The organism is Pseudomonas sp. NBRC 111127, assembly GCF_001320345.1.
Taxonomy (GTDB): Bacteria; Pseudomonadota; Gammaproteobacteria; order Pseudomonadales; family Pseudomonadaceae; genus Aquipseudomonas; species Aquipseudomonas juntendi.
Genome location: NZ_BCBD01000075.1, coordinates 1 through 26954, shown reverse-complemented (window position 1 = coordinate 26954; position 26954 = coordinate 1). Strand labels below are relative to the sequence as shown.

At 64.4% G+C, this 26954-nt stretch carries 26 protein-coding genes; 13 read left to right on the top strand and 13 right to left on the bottom strand.

Annotation, left to right across the window (positions count from 1 at the left end; genetic code table 11):
- A partial coding sequence (locus APH30_RS15130; protein WP_156326487.1) for a hybrid sensor histidine kinase/response regulator occupies positions 1-930 on the top strand: 930 nt, incomplete at its 5' end.
- 52 nt (positions 931-982) lie between these two features.
- Here APH30_RS15130 and APH30_RS15125 read toward each other — a convergent pair.
- From APH30_RS15125 to APH30_RS15100, 6 genes are all read right to left on the bottom strand, one after another.
- Positions 983-1648 (bottom strand): response regulator transcription factor, encoded by a 666-nt coding sequence (locus tag APH30_RS15125; protein WP_009681769.1) that lies wholly within the window; start codon positions 1646-1648, stop codon positions 983-985.
- Positions 1649-1706: 58 nt separating this feature from the next.
- Positions 1707-2267: a PQQ-dependent catabolism-associated CXXCW motif protein gene (locus tag APH30_RS15120; protein ID WP_054913009.1), complete on the bottom strand. Its 561-nt coding sequence runs from the start codon at positions 2265-2267 to the stop codon at positions 1707-1709.
- A 140-nt stretch (positions 2268-2407) separates the two neighbouring features.
- A complete protein-coding gene (locus APH30_RS15115; protein WP_054913008.1) occupies positions 2408-3199 on the bottom strand; it encodes an ABC transporter permease in 792 nt (263 codons plus the stop codon).
- Entirely contained in the window at positions 3196-3936 is a 741-nt protein-coding gene (locus APH30_RS15110) for an ABC transporter ATP-binding protein (RefSeq protein ID WP_054913007.1), read from the bottom strand. Before APH30_RS15110 ends, APH30_RS15115 begins: the two co-directional genes overlap by 4 nt.
- Positions 3933-4922 (bottom strand): YVTN family beta-propeller repeat protein, encoded by a 990-nt coding sequence (locus APH30_RS15105; RefSeq protein WP_054913006.1) that lies wholly within the window; start codon positions 4920-4922, stop codon positions 3933-3935. The genes APH30_RS15110 and APH30_RS15105 overlap by 4 nt, the downstream gene beginning before the upstream one ends.
- 30 nt (positions 4923-4952) lie before the next feature.
- Positions 4953-6146 (bottom strand): ABC transporter substrate-binding protein, encoded by a 1194-nt coding sequence (locus APH30_RS15100; protein WP_054913005.1) that lies wholly within the window; start codon positions 6144-6146, stop codon positions 4953-4955.
- A 150-nt stretch (positions 6147-6296) separates the two neighbouring features.
- Here APH30_RS15100 and APH30_RS15095 point away from each other — a divergent pair, with 150 nt between their 5' ends.
- Entirely contained in the window at positions 6297-7571 is a 1275-nt protein-coding gene (locus APH30_RS15095; protein WP_054913004.1) for a histidine kinase, read from the top strand.
- Positions 7571-8209: a response regulator transcription factor gene (locus APH30_RS15090; RefSeq protein WP_054913003.1), complete on the top strand. Its 639-nt coding sequence runs from the start codon at positions 7571-7573 to the stop codon at positions 8207-8209. The genes APH30_RS15095 and APH30_RS15090 overlap by 1 nt, the downstream gene beginning before the upstream one ends.
- A gap of 151 nt (positions 8210-8360) precedes the next feature.
- Here the strand turns inward: APH30_RS15090 and APH30_RS15085 are convergent, their stop codons facing one another.
- Complete coding sequence (locus APH30_RS15085) at positions 8361-9020, bottom strand: pentapeptide repeat-containing protein (protein ID WP_054913002.1); 660 nt, start codon at positions 9018-9020, stop codon at positions 8361-8363.
- A 77-nt stretch (positions 9021-9097) separates the two neighbouring features.
- Positions 9098-10993: a quinoprotein ethanol dehydrogenase gene (gene exaA, locus APH30_RS15080; RefSeq protein ID WP_054905457.1), complete on the bottom strand. Its 1896-nt coding sequence runs from the start codon at positions 10991-10993 to the stop codon at positions 9098-9100.
- A 254-nt stretch (positions 10994-11247) separates the two neighbouring features.
- On the opposite strand from exaA, the gene pedF reads away from it, so the two are divergent.
- The 10 genes from pedF (at position 11248) to APH30_RS15035 (ending at position 21589) form a co-directional block, all read left to right on the top strand.
- Positions 11248-11709 (top strand): cytochrome c-550 PedF, encoded by a 462-nt coding sequence (gene pedF / locus APH30_RS15075; RefSeq protein WP_009682327.1) that lies wholly within the window; start codon positions 11248-11250, stop codon positions 11707-11709.
- A 5-nt stretch (positions 11710-11714) separates the two neighbouring features.
- Entirely contained in the window at positions 11715-12590 is an 876-nt protein-coding gene (locus APH30_RS15070; RefSeq protein WP_029885147.1) for an ABC transporter substrate-binding protein, read from the top strand.
- Positions 12591-12625: 35 nt separating this feature from the next.
- The gene (locus APH30_RS15065; protein WP_054913001.1) at positions 12626-13393 is read left to right on the top strand and encodes a quinoprotein dehydrogenase-associated SoxYZ-like carrier; all 768 of its coding nucleotides are present in this window, start codon (positions 12626-12628) and stop codon (positions 13391-13393) included.
- Positions 13394-13431: 38 nt separating this feature from the next.
- A complete protein-coding gene (locus APH30_RS15060) occupies positions 13432-14364 on the top strand; it encodes a quinoprotein relay system zinc metallohydrolase 1 (protein ID WP_054913000.1) in 933 nt (310 codons plus the stop codon).
- A 242-nt stretch (positions 14365-14606) separates the two neighbouring features.
- Entirely contained in the window at positions 14607-16394 is a 1788-nt protein-coding gene (pedH, locus tag APH30_RS15055) for a PQQ-dependent alcohol dehydrogenase PedH (RefSeq protein WP_029885145.1), read from the top strand.
- A 119-nt stretch (positions 16395-16513) separates the two neighbouring features.
- Complete coding sequence (locus APH30_RS15050; RefSeq protein WP_054912999.1) at positions 16514-18034, top strand: aldehyde dehydrogenase family protein; 1521 nt, start codon at positions 16514-16516, stop codon at positions 18032-18034.
- 258 nt (positions 18035-18292) lie between these two features.
- Positions 18293-18364, top strand: coding sequence for a pyrroloquinoline quinone precursor peptide PqqA (pqqA, locus tag APH30_RS27990; protein WP_003243383.1), 72 nt, complete (start codon positions 18293-18295; stop codon positions 18362-18364).
- A gap of 52 nt (positions 18365-18416) precedes the next feature.
- The gene (pqqD, locus tag APH30_RS15045) at positions 18417-18689 is read left to right on the top strand and encodes a pyrroloquinoline quinone biosynthesis peptide chaperone PqqD (protein ID WP_029885144.1); all 273 of its coding nucleotides are present in this window, start codon (positions 18417-18419) and stop codon (positions 18687-18689) included.
- Between the two features lie 88 nt (positions 18690-18777).
- A complete protein-coding gene (gene ercA, locus APH30_RS15040) occupies positions 18778-19941 on the top strand; it encodes an alcohol dehydrogenase-like regulatory protein ErcA (RefSeq protein WP_009682320.1) in 1164 nt (387 codons plus the stop codon).
- Positions 19925-21589, top strand: a complete 1665-nt coding sequence (locus APH30_RS15035; RefSeq protein ID WP_054912998.1) for a NahK/ErcS family hybrid sensor histidine kinase/response regulator — start codon at positions 19925-19927, stop codon at positions 21587-21589. Before ercA ends, APH30_RS15035 begins: the two co-directional genes overlap by 17 nt.
- Before the next feature lie 101 nt (positions 21590-21690).
- On the opposite strand, the gene APH30_RS15030 is transcribed toward APH30_RS15035, so the two are convergent.
- The 5 genes from APH30_RS15030 to APH30_RS15005 form a co-directional block, all read right to left on the bottom strand.
- On the bottom strand, positions 21691-22413 hold the full coding sequence (locus tag APH30_RS15030) for a proteasome-type protease (protein WP_029885142.1): 723 nt from the start codon (positions 22411-22413) through the stop codon (positions 21691-21693).
- A gap of 73 nt (positions 22414-22486) precedes the next feature.
- Positions 22487-23266, bottom strand: coding sequence for a transglutaminase family protein (locus tag APH30_RS15025; RefSeq protein WP_029885141.1), 780 nt, complete (start codon positions 23264-23266; stop codon positions 22487-22489).
- Positions 23263-24213, bottom strand: a complete 951-nt coding sequence (locus APH30_RS15020) for an alpha-E domain-containing protein (protein WP_009682316.1) — start codon at positions 24211-24213, stop codon at positions 23263-23265. Before APH30_RS15020 ends, APH30_RS15025 begins: the two co-directional genes overlap by 4 nt.
- A gap of 3 nt (positions 24214-24216) precedes the next feature.
- Positions 24217-25626 (bottom strand): circularly permuted type 2 ATP-grasp protein, encoded by a 1410-nt coding sequence (locus tag APH30_RS15015; protein WP_054912997.1) that lies wholly within the window; start codon positions 25624-25626, stop codon positions 24217-24219.
- Positions 25627-25987: 361 nt separating this feature from the next.
- Positions 25988-26954, bottom strand: a 967-nt coding sequence (locus tag APH30_RS15005) for a methionine synthase (RefSeq protein WP_054912995.1), incomplete at its 5' end; no start/stop codon positions are given.

Genomic DNA, 26954 nt, shown 5'->3' with positions numbered 1-26954 from the left:
CTGGTCGACATTTCCAAGCTTGATGCGGGCGTGATCAAGGCCGATATCGCGCCTTTCGCGCTCAGCGAGCTGCTGGACAACCTGGCGGCCGAATATGCCCAGGTCGCGCGTAGCGAGGGCCTGGCCCTGCATTTCGTAGGGTGTTCGGCGGTGGTGCGCAGTGATATCCAGCTGTTGGCGCGCATTCTGCGCAACCTGCTCAGCAATGCCATCCGCTACACCCGCAGCGGGCGGGTGGTGCTGGGTTGCCGGCGCCTGCGTGGCGGCCTGCGGATCGAGGTGTGGGACAGCGGCATCGGCATCGCCGAAGAACACCTGGAGGAAATGTTCCAGGAGTTCCGGCGCGGTGATGTGCAGCGCCCCGAGCAGGATCGCGGGCTGGGCCTGGGCCTGGCGATCGTGGAGAAGATCGCCGGTATCCTGGGCCATCGCATCCGCGTGCGGTCATGGCTGGGCAAGGGATCGGTGTTTGCCGTCGAGGTCCCGTTGAGCACCGTTGCGCCCAAGGCGCAGCCGAGCCAGCCTGTGTGCGAGCCGATGTTCGAACGCCTGCGTGGGGCGCAAGTCTGGGTGCTGGACAACGATGCGGCCATTTGTGCCGGCATGCGCACGCTGCTCGAAGGCTGGGGGTGCAAGGTGATCACCGCGCTGTCGGAGGAAGACCTGGCACGCCAGGTGGACAATTACCACGCCGAGGCCAACCTGCTGATTGCCGACTACCACCTGGACAATGACTGCAACGGCCTTGACGCGGTGGCGCGCATCAATGCCCGCCGTACCCAGCCGCTACCGGCGCTGATGATCACGGCCAACTACAGCAACGACCTCAAGCAGCAGATCCGTGAGCTGGGCCATACCCTGATGCACAAGCCGGTGCGGCCGTTGAAATTGAAAACTGCAATGAGCCATTTGCTGGGCACCCAAGGCTAGGGCCGGGTGTGCTATGGGGGCTGCAACGCGGCCCCCATGAAGCTGGAGACGGTCAGCGCCGCAGGTAGTCGGCGAAGTCGATATCGCCTGCACTGAGAATGGCCTGCACGCGGTTGTGCACATTGAGCTTGCGCAAGATCGCCGACACATGCGCCTTGACCGTGGTCTCGGCGATATCCAGGGTGTAGGCGATCTGCTTGTTCGATTCCCCCTTGGTCATGCGTTCCAGTACCAGCAACTGCTTGCGGGTCAAGGCCTGGAGCATTTCCGGCGGGAAGCTCGGCGCATCGTTCTGGCGCCGGCCGGTGCTGCTTTTCTGCGCGCGGATGATGTCGGGCGGCAGGTAGACATTACCGTTGAGGATCTGCTCGATCGCCTCGATCATCTGTGCGCGCGGCGAGGACTTGGTGATGAAACCCACCGCGCCATAGGTGATGGCCTGCAGCACGATCTGTTTCTCCTGTTCGGCCGACACGATCACCACCGGCGTGGTCGGTGCTTCGTTGCGCAGGGTGATCAGGCCGTTGAGGCCGTGCATGCCGGGCATGTTCAGGTCGAGCAGGATCAGGTCGAGGTCGTCATGCGCCTGGGTCAGCGCCAGGGCGCTGTCCAGGTCGGCGGTTTCCATGACCTCGCTGCCTTGGAACCCATCGCTGATGACGTTGTGGATGGCTTCGCGAAACAGGGGGTGATCGTCGGCAATCAGAATTTTGTACATGGCCTTTTCACCTTGTTTTTATTGGATGGAGCAGGGCACACAGTGGCAGTTGAACAGATCAGGGCAAAGGCACCGGTTGCGCCGGCTGCAGCGGCAGGTTGGCCTGCTGCCACGCGTCAACGCCGTCGCGGTACCAGTACAGGCTGTGGTAACCCAGGGCTTTAGCGCGTTTTACCGCGTTCCAGCTCAGCCAGCAATCGGCGCGGCAGTAGAACACCACAGGCTGGTCGGGGTGCCCGGCGGTGGCGCTTTGCAGGTTTTGCGCGAAGTACGCCTGCCAGGCCGGGCTCAGCTCGCCATCGCCGGTGTTGGCCAGCCACAGGCTGCCGGGAAGGTTGGCGTGCGGCTCGTCTTCGATGAAGCGGCCCTGCAGCCACTGGCGGCGGTACACGTCGATCAGTACCGGCCGCGGCTGCTGGCTGAGCAGGCGTTGCAATGTGGCAGTGTCTACCACCTGGGCGCCGTCGACCTGGGCCGGGGTCGGGCTGCGGTAAAGGGTGATGCGGTAACCGTCGGCAGAGAACAGCGGCGCCGTGTCGGCCTGGGCGGTGCCCAGCGTCAGGCTCAGTGAAAGTGCCGCCAGCAAGGGGCGTGGCAGCCGGGGCAGGGCACGTGGCATGGGGTTCTTCCTTTTTGTTATGAACCCATTACATGCCAGTAGCGGTGCTTTGTGAATGCGACGATAGACAGTAAACGCAGTACTAAAGTAGTAGGTGACTTAGCGCTGCCCGTAAGCCTGGGCCGCGCCAGGCCACAGGATCATCGTGGCTTGCGCAACGCTGCGTGCTGGGGGTTGAAGGTGGCGATCGCCAGCAGCGTGAACAGCACCGTCAAGCCCAGGCACACCGCCAGCGCCAACAGGTTCAGGCGCTGGTACAAGGCAAACCGCACCAGCTCCACGGCATGGGTGAACGGGTTTACCGCGCACAGCCAGTACAGCCACTCGCTGGCTTCGCGCATCTTCCACAGCGGGTACAGCGCCGAAGACAGGAAAAACAGCGGGAAAATCACGAAATTCATCACCCCGGCAAAGTTCTCCAGCTGGCGGATGGCGTTCGACAGCAGCAGCCCCAGGGCACTGAGCATGAACGCCACCAGCAGCAGCGCCGGCAGTGCCAGCAGCAACCCCACCGCCGGCGGTTGCACACCGTACACCCAGGCAATGGCGAGGAACGCGTACACCTGCAGTAGGGAAATGAGCGAGGTCGCCAGCAACTTGCTGGCCAACAGGAACGGCCGCGGCAGGGGGCTGGTCAGCAGCACGCGCATGCTGCCCATTTCCCGGTCATAGACCATCGACAACGACCCTTGCATGCCGTTGAACAGCAGGATCATGCAGGCCAGCCCCGGGATGATGTACACCTCGTAGGGGATGTAGGTGTCGTACGGCTCGATGATGGCAATGCCCAGCGCTGCCCGAAAACCGGCAGCGAACACCAGCAACCACAGCAACGGGCGCACCAGGGCACTGAGCAGGCGCGTGCGCTGCAATACGAAGCGCAGCCATTCGCGCAGCATGATGCCGTTGAAACACTGCCAGTAGACGTTCATCGGGTGTGGGCTCCTGAAGGCTGCCGGGTCAGGTGGGCAAAGGCATGGTCCAGGTCGCCGCCGTGCTGCAAGCTCAGGGCATCGGCGGTACCGCTGGCCACCAGGCGCCCTTGATGGAGAATCAGCAGGTCGTCGCTAGGCTGCACTTCGTCCAGCAGGTGGTTGGTCCACAGCACACTCAACTGCTGCTGGCGGCACAGCTGCCGCACGTGCTGGTTGAGCGCCAGGCGGCTGGCCGGGTCGAGGCCGACGCTGGCCTCGTCGAGCAGCAGCAGGCGTGGCTCGTGCAGCAGCGCACGGGCGATTTCCACCCGCCGGCGGTGGCCGATATTCAGCTCGCGCACGCTGTCGTGGCGGCGCTCGCCCAGGCCTTGGCGCGCCAGCTCGGCCTCTACCCGCTGGTTGCCCTGGCGCCGTGACAGGCCATGCAGCGCGGCGTGGTAGCGCAGGTTCTGCTCCACGCTCAGGTCCAGGTCCAGGGTGCTCTGCTGGAACACCACGCCCATCTGCCGCAGCGCCGGGCGCGGGGTGTCGCGCAACGAGCAGCCGCACACCCGGATATCGCCGTGCTGCAGGTCGTACAGGCGGGTCAGCAGGGCGATCAGGGTCGACTTGCCGGCGCCATTGGGGCCCAGCAACGCGGCAAAACGGCCCGGTGCCAGGCTGAAACCGACCTGCCGCAGCGCCTCGCGCTGGCCGTAGGCGAAGCTCACATCGGCCACCTCGAGGGCGTTCATGGGGTGACCACCACGCCCCAAGGGTAGCGCCCGACTTTCACCGATTTGAGCACCTTGAGGTTCTGCGTATCGATTACCGATACATCGCCGCTGACCCCGTTGGTGGCCAGCAAGCGGCGCTGGTCGGGGGAGAACGCCAACTGCCAGACCCGCCGCCCGACCAGCAGGTAATCGAGCACCTCGTAGGTCTTGGCATCGATCACCGCCACATGGTTGGCCGGGCCCAGGGCGACGAAGGCATACTTGCCGTCCGCGCTGAGCTTGATGCCCACCGGCTGGACCTTGTCCGGGTGCACGCCCTTGATCTGGAAGTTCAGGGTTTTCAGCACCTGGCGCGTGGCAACGTCAAGGACGGTCACCGTGCCGCCGATTTCCGCCGAGGCCCACAGCCTGGAACCGTCCTGGCTGAATTCGACGAAGCGCGGGCGCTGGTCGACCAGGGTGCTGTCGGCCAGGGTCTGGGTGCTGGTGTCGATCCAGTGCAACATGTTGGTGGTTTCGCTGGTGTTGACCGCCCATTTGCCATCGGGGCTGACGGCCATGCCTTCAGGCTCGATACCGACATCGATCTGCCCCAGTACCTGGTCGGTCACGGTGTCGATCACGGTCACCAGCGCATCGTCTTCGTTGGAAACGTACAGCCAGCGGTCGTTGGGGTGCAGGGCGAACTGCTCGGGGTCCTTGCCAGAGGGCAGTTCCTTGATGATCTTGCGGGTGGCCACGTCCATCACCTGTACCCGGTCGGAATCGCTCGCGCAGATGTACAGCAACTTGTTGTCATGCGACAGCAGCAGCCCCCGAGGGCGTTGGCCGACCGCAAGGGTTTCGGTGACCTCCAGGGTCTGCAGGTCGATCAGGCTGAGGCTGTTGTCCTTCTCGTTGGACACCCAGGCAGTGGCGGCCAGCGCATGCCCGCAGGCCAGCGCCAGGGCGCCCGTCAGCAGGCTGGGGTAGAGCAGGGCGCGGGAAAGCAGAGGGCGGCGCATGGCGTATTCCTTATTGTTGTGGTTGTCGGCTCAGGGGTACGTGCAGGTCACTTCGGGCTTGTCGTAGCCCAGGCTGTCCATTTCGTTGAAGGGGTGCAGGAAGCCATCTTGTGGCGAGGTGCTGACCAGTGCGCGAGGCTGTACCAGCGCAATCGGTTGGCGCAGCTCGCCGTTCCAGGGCCGGTAGCTGAGCTTGCGGCCCTTGAAACCGTCCAGGGGCAGTTGCTCGCTGAGCAGCAGCTGTTGCAGCGCCCGTGGGTCGGCCTGGCGCAGTTTGCTGACCGCGCTGGCAATGCTGCGCACGGCCATCCAGGCGGCGAAGTCACGGTCGTTCATCCAGCGCCCGGCCTGGGCCTCGAAACGTTTTTGCAGTTGCGCCGCGCCGAAGGTTTCCACGGTCTTGTGCCAACCGGTGGGGGTCAATCCCTGGGTGCCCGCCACTGGCCGCGGGTACCAGGTCTGGTAGGGCAGGTATTCGCCAAAGTCACCGCGTTCGTCGGCCACCAGCACCACGTCGTATTCGGCGGTTTGCGTGAACAGCGGCATGTCGGCCTGGGCGCTGCGGCGCTGGTCGTTGTCGAAGGTCCAGGCTTTTTCCGCGACCAGCTGCACGCCGAAGCGTTTCGCCGAGCGGCGCAGGGCGGCGGCGTAGGCCTGGTCATCTGCGGTCTGGCCGACCACCAGCAGCGCGCGTTGCCATTTGCGCAGCACCAGGAACTGCACCAGCGCATCGGCGAGCATTGCCCGGCCCGGCAGGCTGTGCAGCACGTTACCCAGGCACTGGCTACTGCGCAGGCTGTCGTCGGGGCTGCCGGCATTGAACAGCAGGCTGTCGGGCAGCGCCGCGGCCAACGCGCGCAGGCTGGTGGCCGGGGCGTTGACCACGAACAGGCGCAGGCCTTGGTCGTGTTGTGCTTGGGCCGCCTGCAACAGCGCCTCGGGGCTGTCCACGCTAGCGCTGGTCAGCTGGAACTGTTGCTTGAGAAAACGGCCGGTGCTGTTGCTGTCGACGATCGCCAGCTCGGCGCCTTGCAGGCCAGCGTCGGCCGGTTCGGGGATGATATTGGACAGCAGCGGGCCCGGGTCGGGCCGGTAGCCCAGATAGCCGATGCCCACGTGCAGTAGGGCGTCGGCCTGGCCCGCAGCGGCCGACGCAAGGGGCGCGGACAACACGGCGATCAGGGCCAGCAGGCAGAACAAGGCAAGGTGGGCAGGCTGGCGCATGAAACACTCCACGGCAGATGGCGCCAGCATAGGAACCCCGCCGGGCGCGGGAAATATGCAGAAAGTAGCGCTCGGCCGGTACCAAGGTAGTAATTTCCCGCGCCACCTACGGTTTTACGATGGGCTTCGGCACCCCTGAAGAGAGCTCCCATGCGCCTGTTCAACTTGTCTGCGCTGTGGCGCATCAACCTTTGGGTCACCGGCTGCTTCGCCCTGGTGACGGTGGCCTGTGCCGGGGTGCTGCTGCACCAGGCTGTGGCCGACGTGGAGCGTGAGCTGCAGTCTGCCGAGGCCGTGGTGACCTACCTTGCCGACACTGCCGAGCGTGACCCGGCCAGTTTGCAGCCGGGCCTGACCCAGAACCTGCGCCATGTGCGGGTGCATTGGCTGGCAGCTGGCGATGCCGCCCTGTTGCCGGGGGATGCCGGTGTGGATGCCTGGCTGGGCCGCCAGCTGTTCGGTCAACACCACCCAGGTGGCCGTTTACTGACACTGAGCGATGGTCGGCGGGTGCTGATTGCCGTGGATGCCCGCGATGAAATCGACGAAGTCTGGGAGTCGCTGGTGCAATTGCTGAGCTTGTGCGGTCTGGCGCTGGTATTGAGCCTGGTGACCATCCGTTGGGCGGTCGGGCGGGCCATGGGGCTGCTGGCTGAATTGCTGGGGGCGCTGCGGCAGGTGTCGGCGGGGCACCTGGCCGTGCGTTTGCGCGAGGCCAACCTGCCGGAGGCACGCCAGTTGGCTGCGCACTTCAACGCGATGGTGGCGAACCTGGAGCAGGCCCGGGCCGACAATACGCAGCTGACCCAGGCCCTGCTGGCGGTGCAGGAGCAGGAGCGTACCCGGCTGGCGCAGGCCCTGCACGATGACCTTGGGCAATACCTGGCCGGTATCCGCGCCCAGGGCTGCCTGCTGCGCATGGCAGCCGACCAGCCCGCTGTGGTCAAGCAGACCACACAGCAACTGGAACTCAATTGCGAACATTTGCAGCAAGGGTTTCGTGCCCTGGTACAAGACCTGTATCCGGTGGCGCTGCAACACATGCCGCTGGCGCAGGCCATTGGCCTGCTGGTGAGCCAGTGGCAGGCCAGGCAGGGCATCGATTGCCGGCTGCGGGTTGGCGAGCATTTGCCAGACTTGCCCGCGCCGAGCAGGACGCACTTGTACCGGCTGCTGCAGGAGGCGTTGACCAATATCGCCCGGCATGCCGGCGCCAGCCAGGTGCGGGTGCGCCTGCAGCGCAGCGCCAAGGGGTTGCGCTTGTTCGTGCGCGACAACGGGTGCGGCGCGCGCCAACCGCGCCGGCCTGGGGTTGGCCTGCACTCGATGGCCGAACGCGCGCGCAGCCTGGGGGGTGAATTACGCATTTTCAGCCGCCCGGGTGGCGGTTGGGCGTTGGCGCTGAACATCCCCAAGGAGGTGTGATGAATATCGTACTGGTCGACGACCATGCTGTGGTCCGCCAAGGCTATGCCAGCCTGCTGCGGGCGGTATTGCCAGACATCCAGGTGCGCGAAGCGGCCAGTGGCGAAGAGGCGCTGGCCCTGGTGCACGAGCAGGTGCCCAACCTGGTGGTCATGGACTTCGGCCTGCCGGGCATCAGCGGCCTGGAAGCCACCCGCCGGCTGCGTCAGCGCCTGCCCCAGCTGCGGGTGCTGTTCTTCAGCATGCACGACGAGTTGCCCCTGGTGCGGCAGGCGCTGGAGGCCGGGGCGTCGGGCTACCTGACCAAGAATTCGGCGCCTGAGGTGCTGATCGAGGCGGTGCAGCGTGTATTGGCCGGGCATGCCTACATTGAACAGCCGCTGGCCACGCAATTGGCCTGCACCACCCCGCACAATGAAAGCGACCCGCGCCTGCAGCGCATGACCCAGCGCGAGCTGGAGATTTTCGTCATGCTTGCCAAGGGCACCCCGGCGCGGCTGATTGCCGAGCAGCTGTGCATCAGTGGCAAGACCGTGTCCAACCATTTGACCTTGCTCAAGAGCAAGCTGCAGGTCAGCTCGCATGCCGAGCTGGTGCACCTGGGGATTGACCTGGGGCTGGTGCGGGTAGCGGGGTAGGCCTTGTGTCGCGATGGGCTGCCTGTAGGAGCGGCCTTGTGTCGCGATGGGCTGCAAAGCAGCCCCAGGTTTTCAGCATGGTGCACAAATTGCCGGGGCTGCTTTGCAGCCCATCGCGACACAAGGCCGCTCCTACAGGCAGCGCAATCAGTCATTTGTCCCAGGTTTCGGGGCAGCCTGTGCATCCCTCCATGTTGGCCTCCTGGAAATTCCCGTAATGCTGCCGTGCCCCGCGCAGGTCGGCGCGCGCCAGGTTGCTTTGGCCGAACTTGGCCTCCTGCAGGTTGGCGTCGGTCAGCCTGGCCTCCTGCAGGTCGGCCTTGCTGAGCCAGGCCATTTCGAGGTCCGCAGCCTGCAGGTTGGCTTTGTGCAACTTGGCCCCGGACAACCGGGCGAACTGCAGATAGGCCGCGCTGAGGTCGGCGTTCTCGAACTGCGCGCCTTGGGCGAACAGGCCCCAGCCCTGAATGGCCACCAGGTGGCTATTGCTCAGGTCGGCCAGGCGCAGGTTGCTCTGCTGCAGGCTGGCGCGGGTCAGGTTGGCGCCTTGCAGGCGGGCTTTTTCCAGGTTGGCCAGGTCCAGTTGGGCGTGGCGAAGGTCGGCGTCGCGCAAGTCGGCGCCGGCCAGGTTCATCTTGCGCAGGTCCTGGTTAGCCAGGTTGGCGCCGCGCAGGTTGGCACCCGGGCACTGGCTGGCTTCGGCGATGACGCAGCCGTTGATGGTCAGTGGGGCATCGTCGCCAGCGTCTTCGGCATGTGCGGCCAGGGCAGGCGAGAGCGCCAACAACAGGGCAATGGGCAGGTAGTTCATGGCGAATGGCTCTCGTGGGTGTAAGCACCAGGGGAAGGGGCCGCAACGCGGCCCCGGGTATACGCCACCTCAGGCAATCACCGCTGGGCGGTCTTGTTGTCCCAGCTCGGGATCTTGAACACCCAGAACGAGCCACCTTGGGCAACGGGCTTGGTCAGTTCGGCCATGTCGCCACCCCACAGCGGCACCGCACCGCCGTAGCCGACCGTCACGCCGATGTACTGCTCGCCATCCTGCTCCCAGGTGATGGGCGGGGATACGATGCCGCTGCCGGTCTGGAACTTCCACAGCTCCTTGCCCGTCTTGGCGTCGAAGGCCTTGAAGAAACCATCGCCGGTGCCGGTGAACACCAGGTTGCCCTTGGTTGCCAGCACGCCTGCCCACAGTGGCAGGTGCTCTTTGTGTTCCCACACCAGTTTGCCCGTGGTCGGGTCCATGGCGCGCAGGGTGCCGACGTGGTCGTCGTACATGCGCTTGATGCGGAAGCCCATGCCGAGGTAGGCCGAGCCTTTCTTGTAGTTCACTTCCTCGGTCCAGTATTCCTCCTTCCACTGGTTGCCGGGGATGTAGAACAGGCCGGTGTCCTGGCTGTAGGCCATGGGGTTCCAGTTCTTGCCGCCGAGGAATGGCGGTGAAACCTCGACTGGCTTGCCTTTGGTTTCACCCGGCAGCGGCTTGGCCGGGCGCTGGCCGGGGTTTTCCACCGGGCGCCCGGTCTTCAGGTCGATATGGCTGGCCCAGGTGATGTTGTCGACGAAGGGGAAGGCGTTCTGCAACTTGCCATTGTTGCGGTCGACCACATAGAAGAAGCCGTTGCGGTCGGCGTGGCCGGTGGCCTTGACCACCTTGCCGTCCTTGCCTTTGTAGTCGAACAGCACCAGTTCGTTGTTGCCGGAGAAGTCCCAGGCGTCGTTGGGGGTGTGCTGGTAGAACCACTTGACCTCGCCGGTGCTCGGGTCTACACCGACCTGGCCGGAGGTATACAGGCTGTCGTAGTCGTGCGGGTTGCCGTCTTTCGAGGTACGCGCCCAGGTGTTCCAAGGCCCCGGGTTGCCCGCCCCGACGATGATGGTATTGGTTTCCGGATCGAAGCTGGCGCTTTGCCAAGGGGCGCCGCCACCATGGCTCCAGGCTTCGACCTTGCCGGTTTCGGTGGTGGGGTCATCTGGCCAGGACGGTGCCTTGACGTCGCCGGTCGGAGTGCTGTCCTTGCCATTCAGGCGGCCCATGTGGCCCTCGACGAAAGGCCGCATCCACACTTCTTCCCCGGTGTCCGGGTCGCGTGCGAACAGCTGCCCGACCACGCCGAATTCATCCCCCGAGCTGCCGTGGATCAGCAGGACCTTGCCACTGGTCTTGTCCTTGATCAGCACCGGCGCGCCGGTCATGGTGTAGCCGGCACTGTGGTCGCCGAACTTCTTGTTCCAGACCACCTTGCCGGTGTGTTTGTCCAAGGCCACGACCCGCGCGTCGAGGGTGCCGAAGTAGATCTTGTCGCCGTAGATGGCGGCGCCCCGGTTGACCACGTCGCAGCAGGGGCGAATGTTGTCGGGCAGGCGGTGGTTGTAGGTCCACAGGCGTTTGCCGGTCTTGGCATCGAGGGCAAATACCCGTGAGTACGACCCTGTCACATAGACCACACCGTCGCTGACGATGGCCTGCGATTCCTGGCCGCGCTGCTTCTCGTCGCCGAACGAGTAGGACCACGCCGGGGTGAGCTTGAACACGTTCTTGTCGTTGACCTGGGCCAACGGGCTCCAGCGCTGGGCATTGGTACCCATGCCGTACTGCAGCACGTCGTTGGTGGTGAGGTGGTCGTTTGCGATGTCTTCCCAGGTGACGTTCTTGGTGGCAGGTGCCGCAGGGGGGGTGGCCGCTGTTGCCACGCTGCCCAAGGCCAGGCTACCGGCCATCAGCAGCACGCGCACGCTCAAGGCCAGAGGGGAAAGGGCGGGTAGCGATCTTATTGTCATGGTTGCAGTTCCCAGTGGAGGTTTTGGCCTGCACAGGGTGGGCCGCCGGGGCGCTCTACGGATACGGAAAAAATCCCGCCATTGCCGGGAAGAGTTCCCGGTCGGCACCTCATTTGGCCGTTCGCCACAAGCCCTACTACCAAGGGAGTAAGGCGCGACCACCAAAGCAGCATTCGGCCGTGTGCCGGGTGTTTTTAAGATGGCGACACGGCCTCTGTGGTTGAGGCTTTGCGTGCAATGGTGAGGGCATAACAATGACAACAAAACGCAATGTGTGGCTTGCTGCAGGCTTGTTGGCCGGCGCGGTAATGACCGGTACGGCCTGGGCCCATGGCAATGTAGTCCCACAGGCGGTAGAGACCAAGGGGCTGACCCCGGTCAAGGACGCTGGGGTGAGCCTGGACGCAGACGGCTGGGCGGCGGTCAACCCTTACCGTAGCTCGCCGGAACACGACAAGGCAGTCGAGATCGGCGCCTCGGCCTATAACCAGAACTGCGCGGCCTGCCATGGCCTGGAAGCCAAGTCTGGCGGCATTGCCCCGGACCTGCGGCTGCTCGATGCCGGCGACGCCGGCGATGAATGGTTCGTCGAGCGTGTGCGCCATGGCGCGGTGCGCGACGGCCGCGTGTACATGCCGAAAATGGCCGACTACCTGAGCCAGGAGGCCTTGTGGGCGGTGCGCACATACCTGGACAGCGTGCACGTCGAGGAGTAACGGCCATGCGCCTGATGGCGGTGCTGTTCAGTGCCCTGTTGCTGTGCTGTGCGGCGGCCCAGGCGCAAGTGCGCAACTACGACACGATCATCGCCGCCGGGGAGCTCAAGGTAGCGGTGTACAAGGACTTTGCGCCTTACAGTTTCCAGGACCACGGCCAGCCGCGGGGCGTGGATGTGGACCTGGCGCAGGCACTGGCCGAGGCGATGGGCGTGCGCCTGAAACTGATCTGGGCGCCGCCTGGGGAAAAGCTCGACGACGACCTGCGGGACTACATCTGGCGCGGCAGCCCGCTGCGCCATCAGCAATTGGCAGACCTGATGCTGCGGGTGCCCTACGACCACGATTATGCGCAGAGGCGCAACGAGCTGGGCGAGTTGGAAAACGCGCAGGTGGTGATGTTCGGTCCGTATCAGCAAGAACGTTGGCAGGTGGCCTATGACCGCCGCCGGTTGCCTTCGGTGGCCAGTGTCGCGGTATTCCAGCAGCACCCGATTGGGGTAGAGGTCGACAGCGTGCCGTCGTTCTACCTGACCTCGGTGTTCAACGGCATGCTCAGCGCCAAGACCCACCATTACCCCGGCGTGCAGCAAGCCTTCGCCGCCATGCAGGCCGGTGAGGTAGACGCGGTGATGGCCATGCGCGGCGAGGTCGACTGGCAACTGCATGAGGCCGCGAACCCACAGCTGGCGTTGGCGGAAAATGCGTACCCCAACCTGGGCAAGCAGGCCTGGGACATCGGCATGGCCGTGCATGAAAGCAACCGGCAGTTGGCCTATGCGGTCGAGGAGGCGCTAGAGGTGTTGATACGGGAGGGGCGCATGCAGGCGATCTATGCCCAGTACGGCCTGCGTTACCAGGTGCCGGAAATGTACCAGTAGCCTGGGCTCGGCAGCCCGGTAAATGGGAGCGGATCATGAACCTCAAAGCAACCTTGCTGCTGGCCTGCTGGCTACCTTGGGCAAGCCAGGCCCTGGCCAGCGAGCCGCGTGCCAGCCAGGACCCGGTGCCCTCGGTGATGTGGGACTTCTACCACAAACAACTGCTCGACCAGGCAGCGTTCGTCTTCGATGAGCGGGTCAAGCTGCTGGCTCCCCCTTTTGCCGAGGACGCACGCCAGGTGCCGTTGGAAATCGATGCCCGCGCGTTCACTGGCGAGGTGGTGCGCATCATTGCCTGGGCCGAACTCAACCCGCTGCCGCGCATTGTCGACTTCCAGCCCGGCGAACGGGTACTGCCGTGGTTATCGCTGCGTATCCGTATCGAGCAGGCCACACCACTTCGCGCGGCGGTGCTCACGCGCGACGGCCTGTGGCACGTGGGCTCGACCCTGATCGATGCTGCCGGCGGTGGTTGTACCGCCCCCAGCGTGGTGCGCACCCAGCCCGGCTGGGAAGAGCACCTCGGCGAGGTGCTGGGGGGCCGCTACCCGCGTGGCGACAGCAGCCGCCTGCGCCTGCAGGTGGCGCACCCGATGGACAACGGCCTGGTCAGTGGCATTCCCGAGTTCTACCTCAACCATGCCGAGTTGCAAGGCGCCGATGGCCAGCGCCTGGCCAGCCTGACGCTGTACCCGGCGGTCAGCGAGAACCCGAACCTGAGTTTCGATATCCAGGGCCCCGGGCCGACCCGGCTGTTGTTGCAGGACAACAGCGGTAACCAGTTCGAGGCGGCAGTGCCTTGAGCGCGGTCGCCATCCACCCCTGAACCGAGGCGCCTGCCATGCGTTGGATCCTGCTGTTGCTGTTGTGCCTGGGCCTTCCGGCCCAGGCCAACCTGGATTACCGGCTCGCCCCCCGGCAGATTGCCGAGGGTACCTGGCTGCTGGAGGGCAGTACCGACAATTTCGCCAAGGCCAATGGCGGCAACGTGGTCAACACGGCCTTCATCGTGACCGGCGAGGGGGTGGTGGTGATCGACAGCGGGCCGTCCAGACGCTATGGCGAGGCCTTGCGCCAGGCGATTGCCACGGTGACCGACAAGCCGGTGCTGGAAGTGCTGCTGACCCATCATCACCCGGACCATGTGCTGGGCAACCAGGCGTTCACCGACGTGCCCATCGGCGCCCTGGCCGGCACCGCAGCGTTGCTGCGCGAGCAAGGCGATGCCATGGCGGAAAACATGTACCGCCTGGTTGGTGACTGGATGCGAGGCACCGAGGTGGTGCTGCCGACCCGGGTCGTGGAGCCGGGTGTGCGCGAGGTGGGCGGGCACCGCCTGCGCCTGCTCGGGCTACGCGGGCATACCGGTGCGGACCTGGCGATCCTCGATGAAACGACCGGGGTGCTGTTTGCCGGCGACCTGCTGTTTTATCAGCGTGCCCTGACCACCCCCAACAGCCCGGGCCTCGATGTATGGCTGCACGACCTCGACACCTTGCAGGCGCTGCCCTGGAAGCAGCTGGTAGCCGGCCACGGGCCGCTGGCCAGTGATGCGCAACCCTTTGTGCAGATGCGCGACTACCTCACCTGGCTGGACAACCTGCTGCGCGACGGCGCCGCCCGTGGCGACGATATGGCCGAAATGATCCGCAGCCCGATACCCGAGCGCTTTGCTGGCCTGAGCCTGACGCGTTACGAACTTATTCGCAGTGTCAGCCACCTATACCCGCGGTACGAACGCCAGCAACTTCGGCGGGTAGATAGTACGCCCTGAGCCAGACACTACGGCGTGGGAGCGGCCATGCGCCGCGAAAGGGCGGCGCAGCAGCGCCGGCAATTTCCGCTGACACCAACCCAGGGGCCGCTTTGCGCCCCTTTCGTTTAAAAGGCAGCTGCTACCAAGGAACTAGAAATCTCCACACTGCGAGCAATTGTTGGCAAACACCCCGGGACCAAGAATTCCCGGCACACCGGGAAAATTTCCCGGGCACAACAAAAAAACCAAAGGTAGCCGACATGACCCGATCCCCACGTCGTCCCGCGTTCGCCGTGAGCCTGGTGCTCAGCGCCATGTTGCTGGCCGGCGCTGCCCACGCCGCCGTCAGCAATGAAGATATCCTCCAGGACCCGAAGAACCCCCAGCAGATCGTGACCAATGGCCTGGGCGTGCAGGGCCAGCGTTACAGCCCGCTGGACATGCTCAACACCAACAACGTGAAGGAACTGCGCCCGGTCTGGGCGTTTTCCTTCGGCGGTGAGAAGCAGCGCGGCCAACAGGCGCAGCCGCTGATCAAGGATGGGGTGATGTACCTGACCGGCTCCTACTCGCGGGTATTCGCCGTGGACGCGCGAACCGGCAAGAAACTGTGGCAGTACGATGCGCGCCTGCCCGATGACATCCGCCCATGCTGCGATGTGATCAACCGGGGCGTGGCGTTGTACGGCAACCTGGTGTTCTTCGGCACCCTCGACGCCAAGCTGGTGGCGCTGAACAAGGACACCGGCAAGGTGGTGTGGAGCAAGAAGGTGGCCGACCACAAGGAAGGCTATTCGATCAGCGCCGCGCCAATGATCGTCAACGGCAAGCTGATTACCGGCGTGGCTGGCGGCGAGTTCGGTGTGGTGGGCAAGATCCAGGCCTACAACCCGGAAAACGGTGAGCTGCTGTGGATGCGCCCCACCGTGGAAGGCCACATGGGGTATGTGTACAAGGACGGCAAGGCCATCGAAAACGGTATTTCCGGTGGCGAAGCCGGCAAGACCTGGCCGGGCGACCTGTGGAAGACCGGCGGTGCAGCGCCGTGGCTGGGCGGCTACTACGACCCGGAAACCAACCTGATCCTGTTCGGCACTGGCAACCCGGCGCCGTGGAACTCCCACCTGCGCCCAGGGGACAACCTGTATTCCTCATCGCGCCTGGCACTGAACCCGGACGATGGCACGATCAAATGGCACTTCCAGAGCACGCCGCACGACGGTTGGGACTTTGACGGCGTCAACGAGCTGATCTCGTTCAACTACAAGGACGGCGGCAAAGAGGTCAAGGCCGCCGCCACTGCCGACCGCAACGGCTTCTTCTACGTGCTGGACCGCACCAACGGCAAGTTCATTCGCGGCTTCCCCTTCGTCGACAAAATCACCTGGGCCACTGGCCTGGACAAGAACGGCCGGCCGATCTACAACGAGGCCAGCCGCCCGGGGGCACCGGGTAGCGAAGCCAAGGGCAGCTCGGTGTTCGTTGCCCCGGCGTTCCTCGGTGCGAAAAACTGGATGCCGATGGCCTATAACCAGGACACCGGGCTGTTCTACGTGCCCTCCAACGAGTGGGGCATGGACATCTGGAACGAGGGCATTGCCTACAAGAAAGGGGCGGCGTTCCTGGGCGCCGGCTTCACCATCAAGCCGCTCAACGAAGACTATATCGGTGTGCTACGTGCCATCGACCCGGTCAGCGGCAAGGAAGTGTGGCGCCACAAGAACTATGCCCCGCTGTGGGGTGGGGTACTGACCACCAAGGGCAACCTGGTGTTCACCGGTACCCCGGAAGGCTTCCTGCAGGCGTTCAACGCCAAGACCGGCGACAAGGTCTGGGAGTTCCAGACCGGCTCTGGCGTGCTCGGTTCGCCGGTGACCTGGGAAATGGACGGCGAGCAGTACGTATCGGTGGTGTCCGGCTGGGGCGGCGCGGTGCCGCTGTGGGGCGGCGAAGTGGCCAAGCGGGTCAAGGACTTCAACCAGGGCGGCATGCTCTGGACCTTCAAGTTGCCCAAGCAGTTGCAGCAGACCGCCAGCGCCAAACCCTGACCCCTACTACCAAATGACGAGAGCCCCGCTGCCAACGATGCATTCGCCTGGCAGGCGGGGCTTTTTACCATCGGCATATCGCCTGTCGTGGGACAGGCATTGACCTGCAGAGGCTCAGCATGATCTACGCACAACCCGGAACCCCTGGCGCCGTCGTTTCCTTCAAACCGCGCTATGGCAACTTCATCAATGGCGAGTTCGTGGCGCCCTTGGCTGGCCAGTACTTCACCAACAGCTCGCCGGTCAACGGCCAACCGATCGCCGAATTCCCACGTTCTAGCGCACAGGATATCGAGCGCGCCCTGGACGCTGCACATGCCGCGGCTGACGCGTGGGGCAAGACCTCGGTGCAGGAGCGGGCCCTGGCGCTGCTGAAAATCGCCGACCGGATCGAACAGAACCTCGAAGTGCTGGCGGTTACCGAAAGCTGGGACAACGGCAAGGCCGTACGTGAAACCCTGAATGCCGACGTGCCGCTGGCGGCGGATCACTTCCGTTATTTTGCGGGCTGCATTCGTGCCCAGGAAGGTGGCGCGGCGGAAATCAACGAAACCACCGTGGCGTATCACCTGCACGAACCCCTGGGTGTGGTCGGGCAGATCATCCCGTGGAACTTCCCGTTGCTGATGGCTGCCTGGAAACTCGCCCCGGCGTTGGCGGCGGGTAACTGCGTGGTGCTGAAACCGGCCGAGCAGACGCCGCTGTCGATCACCATTTTTGCCGAGCTGATCGCCGACCTGCTGCCGGCCGGGGTGCTGAACATCGTCCAGGGCTATGGCCGTGAGGCTGGAGAGGCGCTGGCCACCAGCAAGCGTATTGCCAAGATCGCCTTCACCGGGTCCACCCCGGTGGGCTCGCACATCATGAAGTGCGCGGCCGAGAACATCATCCCGTCTACCGTCGAACTGGGTGGCAAGTCGCCGAACATCTTCTTCGAAGACATCATGCAGGCGGAGCCGGCGTTCATCGAGAAAGCCGCTGAGGGCCTGGTGTTGGCGTTCTTCAACCAGGGCGAGGTGTGCACCTGCCCATCGCGTGCGCTGATCCAGGAGTCGATCTACGAACCGTTCATGGCCGAGGTGATGAAGAAGATCGCCAAGATCAGCCGTGGCAACCCGCTGGACACCGAAACCATGGTCGGCGCCCAGGCGTCGGAGCAGCAGTACGACAAGATCCTCTCGTACCTGCAGATTGCCCGGGAGGAGGGTGCCGAATTGCTCACTGGCGGTGCCGCCGAGCGCCTGCAGGGTGACCTGGCCAGCGGCTATTACATTCAGCCGACCCTGCTCAAGGGCCACAACCGGATGCGCGTGTTCCAGGAAGAGATCTTCGGCCCGGTGGTGGGGGTGACCACCTTCAAGGACGAAGCCGAGGCCCTGGCGATCGCCAACGACAGCGAGTTCGGCCTGGGGGCCGGCCTGTGGACCCGCGACATCAACCGCGCCTACCGCATGGGCCGCGGCATCAAGGCCGGCCGGGTATGGACCAACTGCTACCACCTGTACCCCGCGCATGCGGCATTCGGTGGCTACAAGAAGTCGGGTGTGGGCCGTGAGACGCACAAGATGATGCTCGACCATTACCAGCAGACCAAGAACCTGCTGGTGAGCTACGACATCAACCCGTTGGGCTTCTTCTGACCCCCTGATGAACCTGCGCGGTTGGCGCAGCGGCCTGGTGTCGCGGCCAGGCTGCGCAGCCACCCTCATTGCTGTAGCGGTGCAGCGAATGCCAGGCCGCCTCCCCAGGCGCCCTGGCTGGCCTGATGGCAATGTGTGGCAACCCCGTTGCTACCAATGCACCCGGCAAACTCGTTCCAAAGTAGCATTCGCCCTCACCACCGCCCATGCATTAATGCCTCTACCGGAATCGCCCGGCACAAGAAGAGGACATGCCCCATGTGGACCAAACCCGCCTACACCGACCTGCGCATTGGCTTTGAAGTGACGATGTACTTCGCCAACCGCTGATGCCTGCCCGGCCACCGTCAAGGTGGCCGGATCCCCACGCCCGGTGCCTGCCGTGAAACTGATCGACCGCCAGCAGACACTGGCCCTGGCCAAGGGCTTGCGGCTACGCTGGGACCCGTTGCAGGCATGCCATGTGCTGCTGTACCCCGGGGGCGTCATCGAGCTCAACGCCAGTGCCGGCTGGGTGCTGGAGTTGCTGGACGGCCAGCGCAGTACGGCAGCGATCATCGACCAGCTGGCACAGCGTTTTCCCGGGGTTCCCGGCCTTGGCGAGGACGTACTGGCGTTCCTGGAGGTGGCCCGCGCCAAGGCGTGGATCGAATGATGCCTGTGCCGCTTTGGTCTGGTTGCTTTCGCCGCGGGATGCTTTACGCTGGCGGTTATCTTCCAGAACAATAAGAACAGGCTTTACGATGAGCCAGAGTTTCAGCCCCCTTCGCAAGTTCGTTTCGCCTGAAATCATCTTTGGTGCTGGCTGCCGACATAATGTGGCCAACTACGCCAAGACCTTTGGTGCGCGCAAGGTCCTGGTGGTCAGCGACCCTGGGGTGATTGCCGCTGGCTGGGTGGCCGACGTCGAGGCCAGCCTGCAGGCGCAGGGTATCGACTATTGCCTGTACACGGCCGTTTCGCCCAACCCCCGGGTCGAGGAGGTGATGCTCGGCGCCGAGATCTACCGGCAGAACCACTGCGATGTGATCGTCGCGGTCGGTGGTGGCAGCCCGATGGATTGCGGCAAGGCCATTGGTATCGTGGTCGCCCACGGGCGCAGCATCCTCGAGTTCGAGGGCGTGGACATGATTCGCGTGCCCAGCCCGCCGTTGATCCTGATCCCGACAACCGCCGGTACCTCGGCCGATGTGTCGCAGTTCGTGATCATCTCCAACCAGCAGGAGCGCATGAAGTTCTCCATCGTCAGCAAGGCGGTGGTGCCCGACGTGTCGCTGATCGACCCGCAAACCACGTTGAGCATGGACCCGTTCCTGTCGGCCTGTACCGGCATCGATGCGCTGGTGCATGCCATCGAGGCGTTCGTGTCTACCGGTCATGGCCCGCTGACCGACCCCCATGCGCTGGAAGCCATGCGCCTGATCAACGGCAACCTGGTGGAAATGATCGCCAACCCCGGCGACATCGCCCTGCGCGAGAAGATCATGCTTGGCAGCATGCAGGCGGGGCTGGCGTTCTCCAACGCGATCCTGGGCGCGGTGCATGCCATGTCGCACAGCCTCGGCGGTTTCCTCGACCTGCCGCATGGCCTGTGCAATGCGGTGCTGGTCGAGCACGTGGTGGCGTTCAACTACAGTTCGGCGCCCGAGCGTTTCAAGGTCATTGCCGAGGTCTTCGGCATCGACTGCCGCGGCCTCAACCACCGGCAGATCTGCGGCCGCCTGGTGGAACACCTGATTGCCCTGAAGCACGCCATCGGCTTCCATGAAACCTTGGGCCTGCACGGGGTGCGCACGGCCGATATTCCGTTCCTGTCGCAACATGCGATGGATGACCCGTGCATCCTCACCAACCCGCGCGCGTCGAGCCAGCGAGATGTCGAGGTGGTCTATGGCGAGGCCCTCTGACGAGCAGCAGCGCGCGCTGGCAGGGCTGTTGGGCCTGGGCGACCACTCGGCGCGTAAAAGCCATTACCCGGAATTGTCTGCCCGGCTGGATGAACTGGAAGCCGAGCGCAACCGCTACAAATGGTTGTTCGAGAACGCCGTGCACGGCATTTTCCAGGCCAGCCTGCAGGACGGCATGCGTGCTGCCAACCCGGCACTGGCCCGCATGCTCGGCTATGACGACCCACAGCAAGTGCTGTTTTCCCTGACCGACCTGGCGACCCACCTGTTCGATGGCGGTGCGCAAGAGCTACAGGCAATTACCGCGATTCTCGCCCGGGAGCACAGCCTGCATGGCTATGAAACCCGGCTGCGGCGCAAGGATGGCAGCCACCTCGACGTGCTGATGAACCTGCTGCTCAAGCCCGGTCACGAAGGCCTGGTTGAAGGCTTCGTGGCCGATATCACCGAGCGCAAGCAGGCCCAGCAGCGCCTGCAACAGCTCAATGACGAACTGGAGCAACGGGTTGCTGCACGTACCGATGAGCTGATCGAGGCGCGCGATGCTGCCGAAGCCGCCAACCGCAGCAAGGACAAGTACCTGGCCGCTGCCAGCCATGACCTGCTGCAACCGCTGAACGCCGCGCGCCTGTTGATCTCCACCTTGCGTGAGCGGCCGCTGCCAGATGCCGAACATGTGCTGGTGGAGCGTACCCACCAGGCGCTGGAGGGCGCCGAAGACCTGCTGACCGATTTGCTGGATATCTCGCGGCTCGACCAGGCTGCGGTCAGGCCCGATGTGGCGGTTTATCGCTTGGACGAGCTGTTTGCGCCTTTGATTTCAGAATTCCGCTCGGTGGCCGATGCCGCGGGCCTGAAATTTCACGCCAGGGTTGCCGATTATGCCGTCAGCACGGATCTGCGCTTGCTGACGCGCATTCTGCGCAATTTCCTCAGCAATGCCTGCCGCTACACCGACGAGGGCCGCGTTCTGTTGGGGGCAAGGCGCCGCGGCGAACACTTGCGCCTGGAGGTATGGGACAGCGGGCGCGGCATCGCCCAGGACCGTTTGCAAGCCATATTCCTGGAGTTCAACCAGCTGGACGTTGGCCGCGCGGCGGACCGCAAGGGTGTAGGCCTGGGGTTGGCCATCGTCGAGCGGATCGCCAAGATTCTCGGCTACCGGATCGAAGTGCGTTCGTGGCCGGGGCGTGGCTCGGTGTTCAGCATCGAGGTGCCGCTTGGCCAAGCGCTGCCGCCGCCCCTGCAGCCCACGCTGCCCCAGCCCACTGCCGGCAACCCGCTGCCGGGCCGTCGCCTGCTGGTGCTGGACAACGAAGTGAGCATTCTCGAAAGCATGGGCGCGTTGCTGGGGCAGTGGGGCTGCGAAGTGGTCACCGCCACCGATCAGCAGGGTGCCTTGCAGGCGCTTGAAGGGCGCGCCCCGGAGCTGATCCTGGCTGACTTTCATCTAGATCACGGCGTGGTGGGCTGTGAGGTGGTGCGGCAGTTGCGCGAACATTACGCCAGCGCCATACCGGCGGTCATCATCACGGCCGACCGCAGTGACCAGTGCCGGCGCTCGTTGCGCAAGCTTGGCGCACCGTTGCTGAACAAACCGGTGAAACCAGGCAAGTTGCGTGCGGTATTGAGCCAGTTGCTGGGCTGAGGGGCATGTGGCGTACTGGGGGGCGGCACCGCCCTTTGAGGGGGCGGGCTCATCCACGAAAAGGCCGGGCCTGCTGGCCGGGATTTCCTGGCCATTCCCCATCAGCCATACGGCGGCGCCGGCAGCTCGGCCAGCAAGGTTTTCAGGCCTTCGCCCCACTGCCGGCGAATCTGCTGGTAATAGGCATCGTCGCTGGCGATGCGGATGGGCTGCGGTGCCTCCAGGGCATCGGCTCGGTACACCAGCAAGTCCAGGGGCATGCCTACCGACAGGTTGCTGCGGATGGTGGAGTCGAACGAGATCAGGCCACAGCGCAACGCCTCATCCAGCGGGGTGCGGTACTCCAGGTTGCGGTCGAGTATGGGCCGCCCGTATTTGCTTTCCCCCAACTGCAGGAAAGGCGTGTCGCGCGTGGCCTGGAAAAAGTTGCCCTGGGCATAGACGTTGTAGATCGCCATCGGCCCGCCCGCAATCTGGCCACCGACGATGAACGAGCTGCTCAGGTCGATACCGGCAGTCAGCTTGCTGCGGTCGCGGCACACCACTTCGCGCAGGGTATCGGCCACCAGCACGGTGGCATCGTAGAGCGTGGCGACATTCAGCAGGTGCGGGCCGCTGCCCTGGCTGCGTTGCTGCAGCAGGTTGACCACTGACTGCGAGGTTGCCAGGTTGCCCGCCGTCTGCAGCACGATCAGGCGCTCACCGGGTACGCTGAAGACGAACAACTTGGCAAAGGTGGAGATCTGGTCGATACCGGCATTGGTGCGTGAGTCGCTGATGAAAACCAGCCCGTCTTGCAGGTGCATGGCGACACAGTAAGTCATGCAAGTTCCCTTGTGTGGCAGAGGTAGTGGCCTTGCTGCAGGCGCGCAGCAAGGCTGGCTTGAGGGCCAGGCGTCACTGGCGATGCACGTGAACACTGGCTTGCATGGACTCGGTGCCACCCCCGCGGCGCACGCCCCTGACCGGGCAGGCGTCGAGGTAGTCCAGGCCCACGGCCAGCTTCAGGTGCCGCTCGGGCCGGGTCAGGCGGTTGGTGATGTCGAAGCTGTACCAGGCGTCGTCGACCCAGGCTTCGGCCCATGCATGGCTGGCCAGGTGCTGTTCATCCTCGGTGCACAGGTAGCCGGAAACATAGCGGGCCGGTACCCCCAGGCTACGGGCGCAGGCCAGGAAGGCATGGGTATGGTCTTGGCACACGCCCGCACCGGCATTGAACGCTTCGCTGGCCGTAGTGCCGACGGAGGTCGATCCTGGGCTGTAGGGCATGCGCTCGGCCAGCCCCTGCATCAGGTCGATCAATGCGGCGCGGTCACGGTGCGTGCCGCATTGCTGGGCGGCGAAGGCCACCAGCGCGTCATCGGCCAGGGTCAGGTGGCTGCCACGCAAGAACGGCAGGGGTGACTGGCAGGCTGCCTCCTGTTCGCAGGCCGGGTCGATTTCGACCTGGCCGCTGGCAGTGAGGGCCAGGTGCCCATGGGGCTTGTCCAGCGTCAGCACATGCAGGATGTTGCCGTACGGGTCGATCTGGCTCTTCACCTTGCAAGGCAGGTCCAGTTGCCATTCGACGATGCGCTGGCGTTCGCTGCTGCGCGGGGTCAGGCGCAGGAACTGAATGCTGTTGGACACATCACTGGCGTAGCTGTAGGTGGTGTCGTGGCGGATGGACAGTTTCATACAACCTCCAGGTAGGAGTGATGGACCGCCTGGCCCAGTTGGTTGACGCGGCCGATGAAATCGCTGAGCCAGGGATGCAGCCCGGCGTCGAGGATTTCGTCGATGGCGGTGTAGCGCAGCCGTGCGTTGAGCTCGGCGGCCAGCCGCTGGGCCGCTCGCCCGGTACTGCCAGGCAGGCCGGCCAGGATCTGGTCCAGCTCCTCGATACAGGCATGCAGCGAGCGCGGCACGTCGACGCGCAGCAACAGCAATTCGGAAACCGGCCCGGCACTGGGCGCGGCGCGGTAGATTTCATTGAAGGCTTCGTAGGAGGTCAGGGCGCGCAGCAAGGCACTCCACTGGTAAAAACCCCTGGCCGAGTCGTCGCTGACCTCGTCGGAGGCCTCGCCGAACATTTCATAGCGCGCATCGAGCAGGCGCAGGGTGTTGTCGGCCCGTTCCAGGAAGGTGCCCAGGCGAATGAAGCTGTAGGCATCGTTGCGCATGATGGTACCGGAGGTGGCCCCGCGGAACAGGTGCGAGCGCTCCTTGACCCAGTCACAGAACTGGCTGATGCCGTAGCGGCCCAGCCCGTTGCTGGCAATGTTGCGCATTTCGATCCAGGTGGCGTTGATGTTCTCCCACATGTCCGCCGTTATCCGCCCGCGCACTGCATGGGCGTTGGTCCTGGCCGCCTGCAGGCAGCAGTAGATGCTGCCGGGGTTGGTGGCATCGAGGGCGAAGAAATGCAGCATGCGCTCGGTGTCGAGCTCGGCGTGGCGACGGATGTAGTCGTCGAGCGTGCCCGAGGCCAACAGTGACATGGCCAGTTCGGCATGGCCGTCGCTGCGCCCCGCCTGCGGCATCAGTGACAGCGAGTAGCTGACCTCGAGCATGCGCGCCAGGTTTTCCGCACGTTCCAGGTAGCGGGACATCCAGTACAGATCAGAAGCAGTTCGCGAAAGCATGGTTCAGTCCTCCACCACCCAGGTGTCTTTGGTACCGCCACCTTGTGACGAGTTGACCACCAGCGAGCCTTCCTTCAGCGCCACGCGGGTCAGGCCGCCTGGCACCAGGCGGGTTTCGCTGCCCGACAGTACGAACGGGCGCAGGTCGATATGCCGCGGCGCGATGCCGCTGTCGACGAAGGTCGGGCAGGTGGACAGGCACAAGGTCGGTTGCGCGATATAGGCATGTGGACGCGCTTTGATGCGGGCGCGGAAGTCCTCGATCTGCGCGGCAGTGGCGGCGGGCCCGACCAGCATCCCGTAGCCGCCGGAGCCCTGGGTTTCCTTGACCACCAACTCGGGCAGGTTGGCCAGTACATGGGACAGGTCGGCCGGCTTGCGGCACTGCCACGTCGGTACGTTGTTGAGGATCGGCTCCTCGCCCAGGTAAAAGCGGATCATGTCGGCGACATAGGGGTAGATCGACTTGTCGTCGGCTACGCCGGTGCCCACCGCGTTGGCCAGCACTACGTTGCCGGCGCGGTACACCGAAATCAGCCCGGGCACGCCCAGCATCGAGTCGGGGTTGAACGAGAGGGGGTCGAGGTAGTCGTCGTCCAGCCTGCGGTAAATCACATCGACCCGTTGCGGGCCGGCGGTCGTGCGCATGTACACGTGGTCGTCGCGCACGAACAGATCCGCGCCTTCGACCAGCTCGATGCCCATTTCGCGGGCCAGGAAGGCATGCTCGAAATAGGCACTGTTGAAGCGCCCTGGGGTAAGCAGCACAGCGGTGGGGTTGTCCAGCGGGCTGGCGCTCTTGAGTGTGTCCAGCAGCAGGTTGGGATAATGGTCGATGGGCGCGATGCGCTGGGCGGCGAACAGCTCAGGGAACAGGCGCATCATCATTTTGCGGTCTTCGAGCATGTAGCTGACACCACTGGGGGTGCGCAGGTTGTCTTCCAGCACGAAATAGCTGCCATCGCCATCGCGCACCAGGTCCACGCCGGCGATGTGCGCATACAGGCCCCGGTGCAGGTCCAGGCCCTGCATGGCGATCTGATAACCCTCGTTGGCCAGGACCTGCTCTGGCGGGATGATCCCGGCCTTGAGGATACGCTGGTCGTGGTAGATGTCTTCCAAAAACAGGTTCAGGGCCTGCACGCGCTGGATACAGCCGCGCTCGACCGTACGCCACTCGCTGGCGCGGATGCTGCGCGGGATGATATCGAAGGGGATCAGCCGCTCGGTGTCCTGTTTGTCGCCATACAAGGTAAAGGTGATACCGGCGCGGTGGAACAGCAGGTCGGCCTCGCGCCGGCGCTGCTCCAGCAGCTCCAGCGGGGTGTTCGCCAGCCAGCGGGCGAACTCCTGGTAGTGCGGGCGGCAGCTGCCGTTCGCGTCGTACATTTCATTGAAAAAAGCCCGGGACATACCCACTCCTTGCCGCCGTTACCGGCAGCTTCATTGCCGTTCATCTGCGTCTTTCAGGGTGCTGCCTTGCTGGTAAGTGGGGGTGTCGTCAGCCTCGGTCGCGTTGGGTTGCGGGTGCATTCCGTTCACCAACCAGCATTGCAATGAAAGTGCCGAAAACCCGGTGCAGTGCCGGGCAGGCCAGGGAATGGGCGGTGGGCAGCGGTTTTGCTGGGCGGCGCCTGGTCCAGGCGGGGTGAGGTGGCGGCCGGCTGACCGGCCGGCGTGCATCAAAACAGGGCGCCAGGTGTGCAGCCGCGTTTTTTGAACCGAGTTGGTGCGTACCGCCATGCCGGCCAGGCCAGGCAGGCGGTTCAACACCTCAACCCGCGTTGGCGGTCAGTTCCTGGCGAACGATGGCAGCGCCGTCGCTCAACGCCTTGAGCTTGCCGCTGGCGACCGCGCGCGGCAGTGGGGCCATGCCGCAGTTGGTGCAGGAGTAGAGTTTGTCGGCGTCGACGAACTGCAACGCCTTGCGCAGGGTGTCGGCCACGGCTTCGGGCGTTTCGATGGCAGGGTTGGCGACATCGATGGCACCGACCATGACCTTCTTGCCCCGAATCAGCTCAAGCAGTTCCATCGGCACATGCGAGTTGTGGCACTCCAGCGAAATGATATCGATGCTCGACTGCTGCAACGTCGGGAACACCTGCTCATATTGCCGCCATTGCGCCCCCAGGGTCTGTTTCCAGTCGGTGTTGGCCTTGATCCCGTAGCCATAGCAGATGTGCACCGCGGTTTCGCACTTGAGCCCTTGAACGGCGCGCTCCAGGGCGGCCACGCCCCAGTCGTTGACCTCATCGAAGAACACATTGAACGCCGGTTCGTCGAACTGGATGATATCGACGCCCGCCGCTTCCAGTTCCAGGGCTTCCTGGTTGAGTAGCCTGGCAAATTCCCAGGCCAGTTTTTCCCGGCTTTTGTAATGGCTGTCATACAGCGTGTCGATCATGGTCATGGGGCCCGGCAGCGCCCACTTTATTGGCTGGGCAGTTTGCTGGCGGAGGAACCTGGCATCGTCGACGAACACCGGTGCCTGTCGCGCGACAGCACCCACCACTGAGGGCACGCTGGCGTCGTAGCGATCGCGAATGCGCACGGTCTGGCGTTGCTGGAAATCGACCCCGCTCAAGTGTTCGATGAACGTGGTCACGAAATGTTGGCGGGTCTGTTCGCCGTCACTGACGATATCGATGCCCGCGTGCTGCTGTTCCTGCAAGGCCAGGCGCAAGGCGTCCTGTTTGCCTTCGGCCAGCTGCGCGCCCTGCAACTTCCAGGGTGACCAGAGT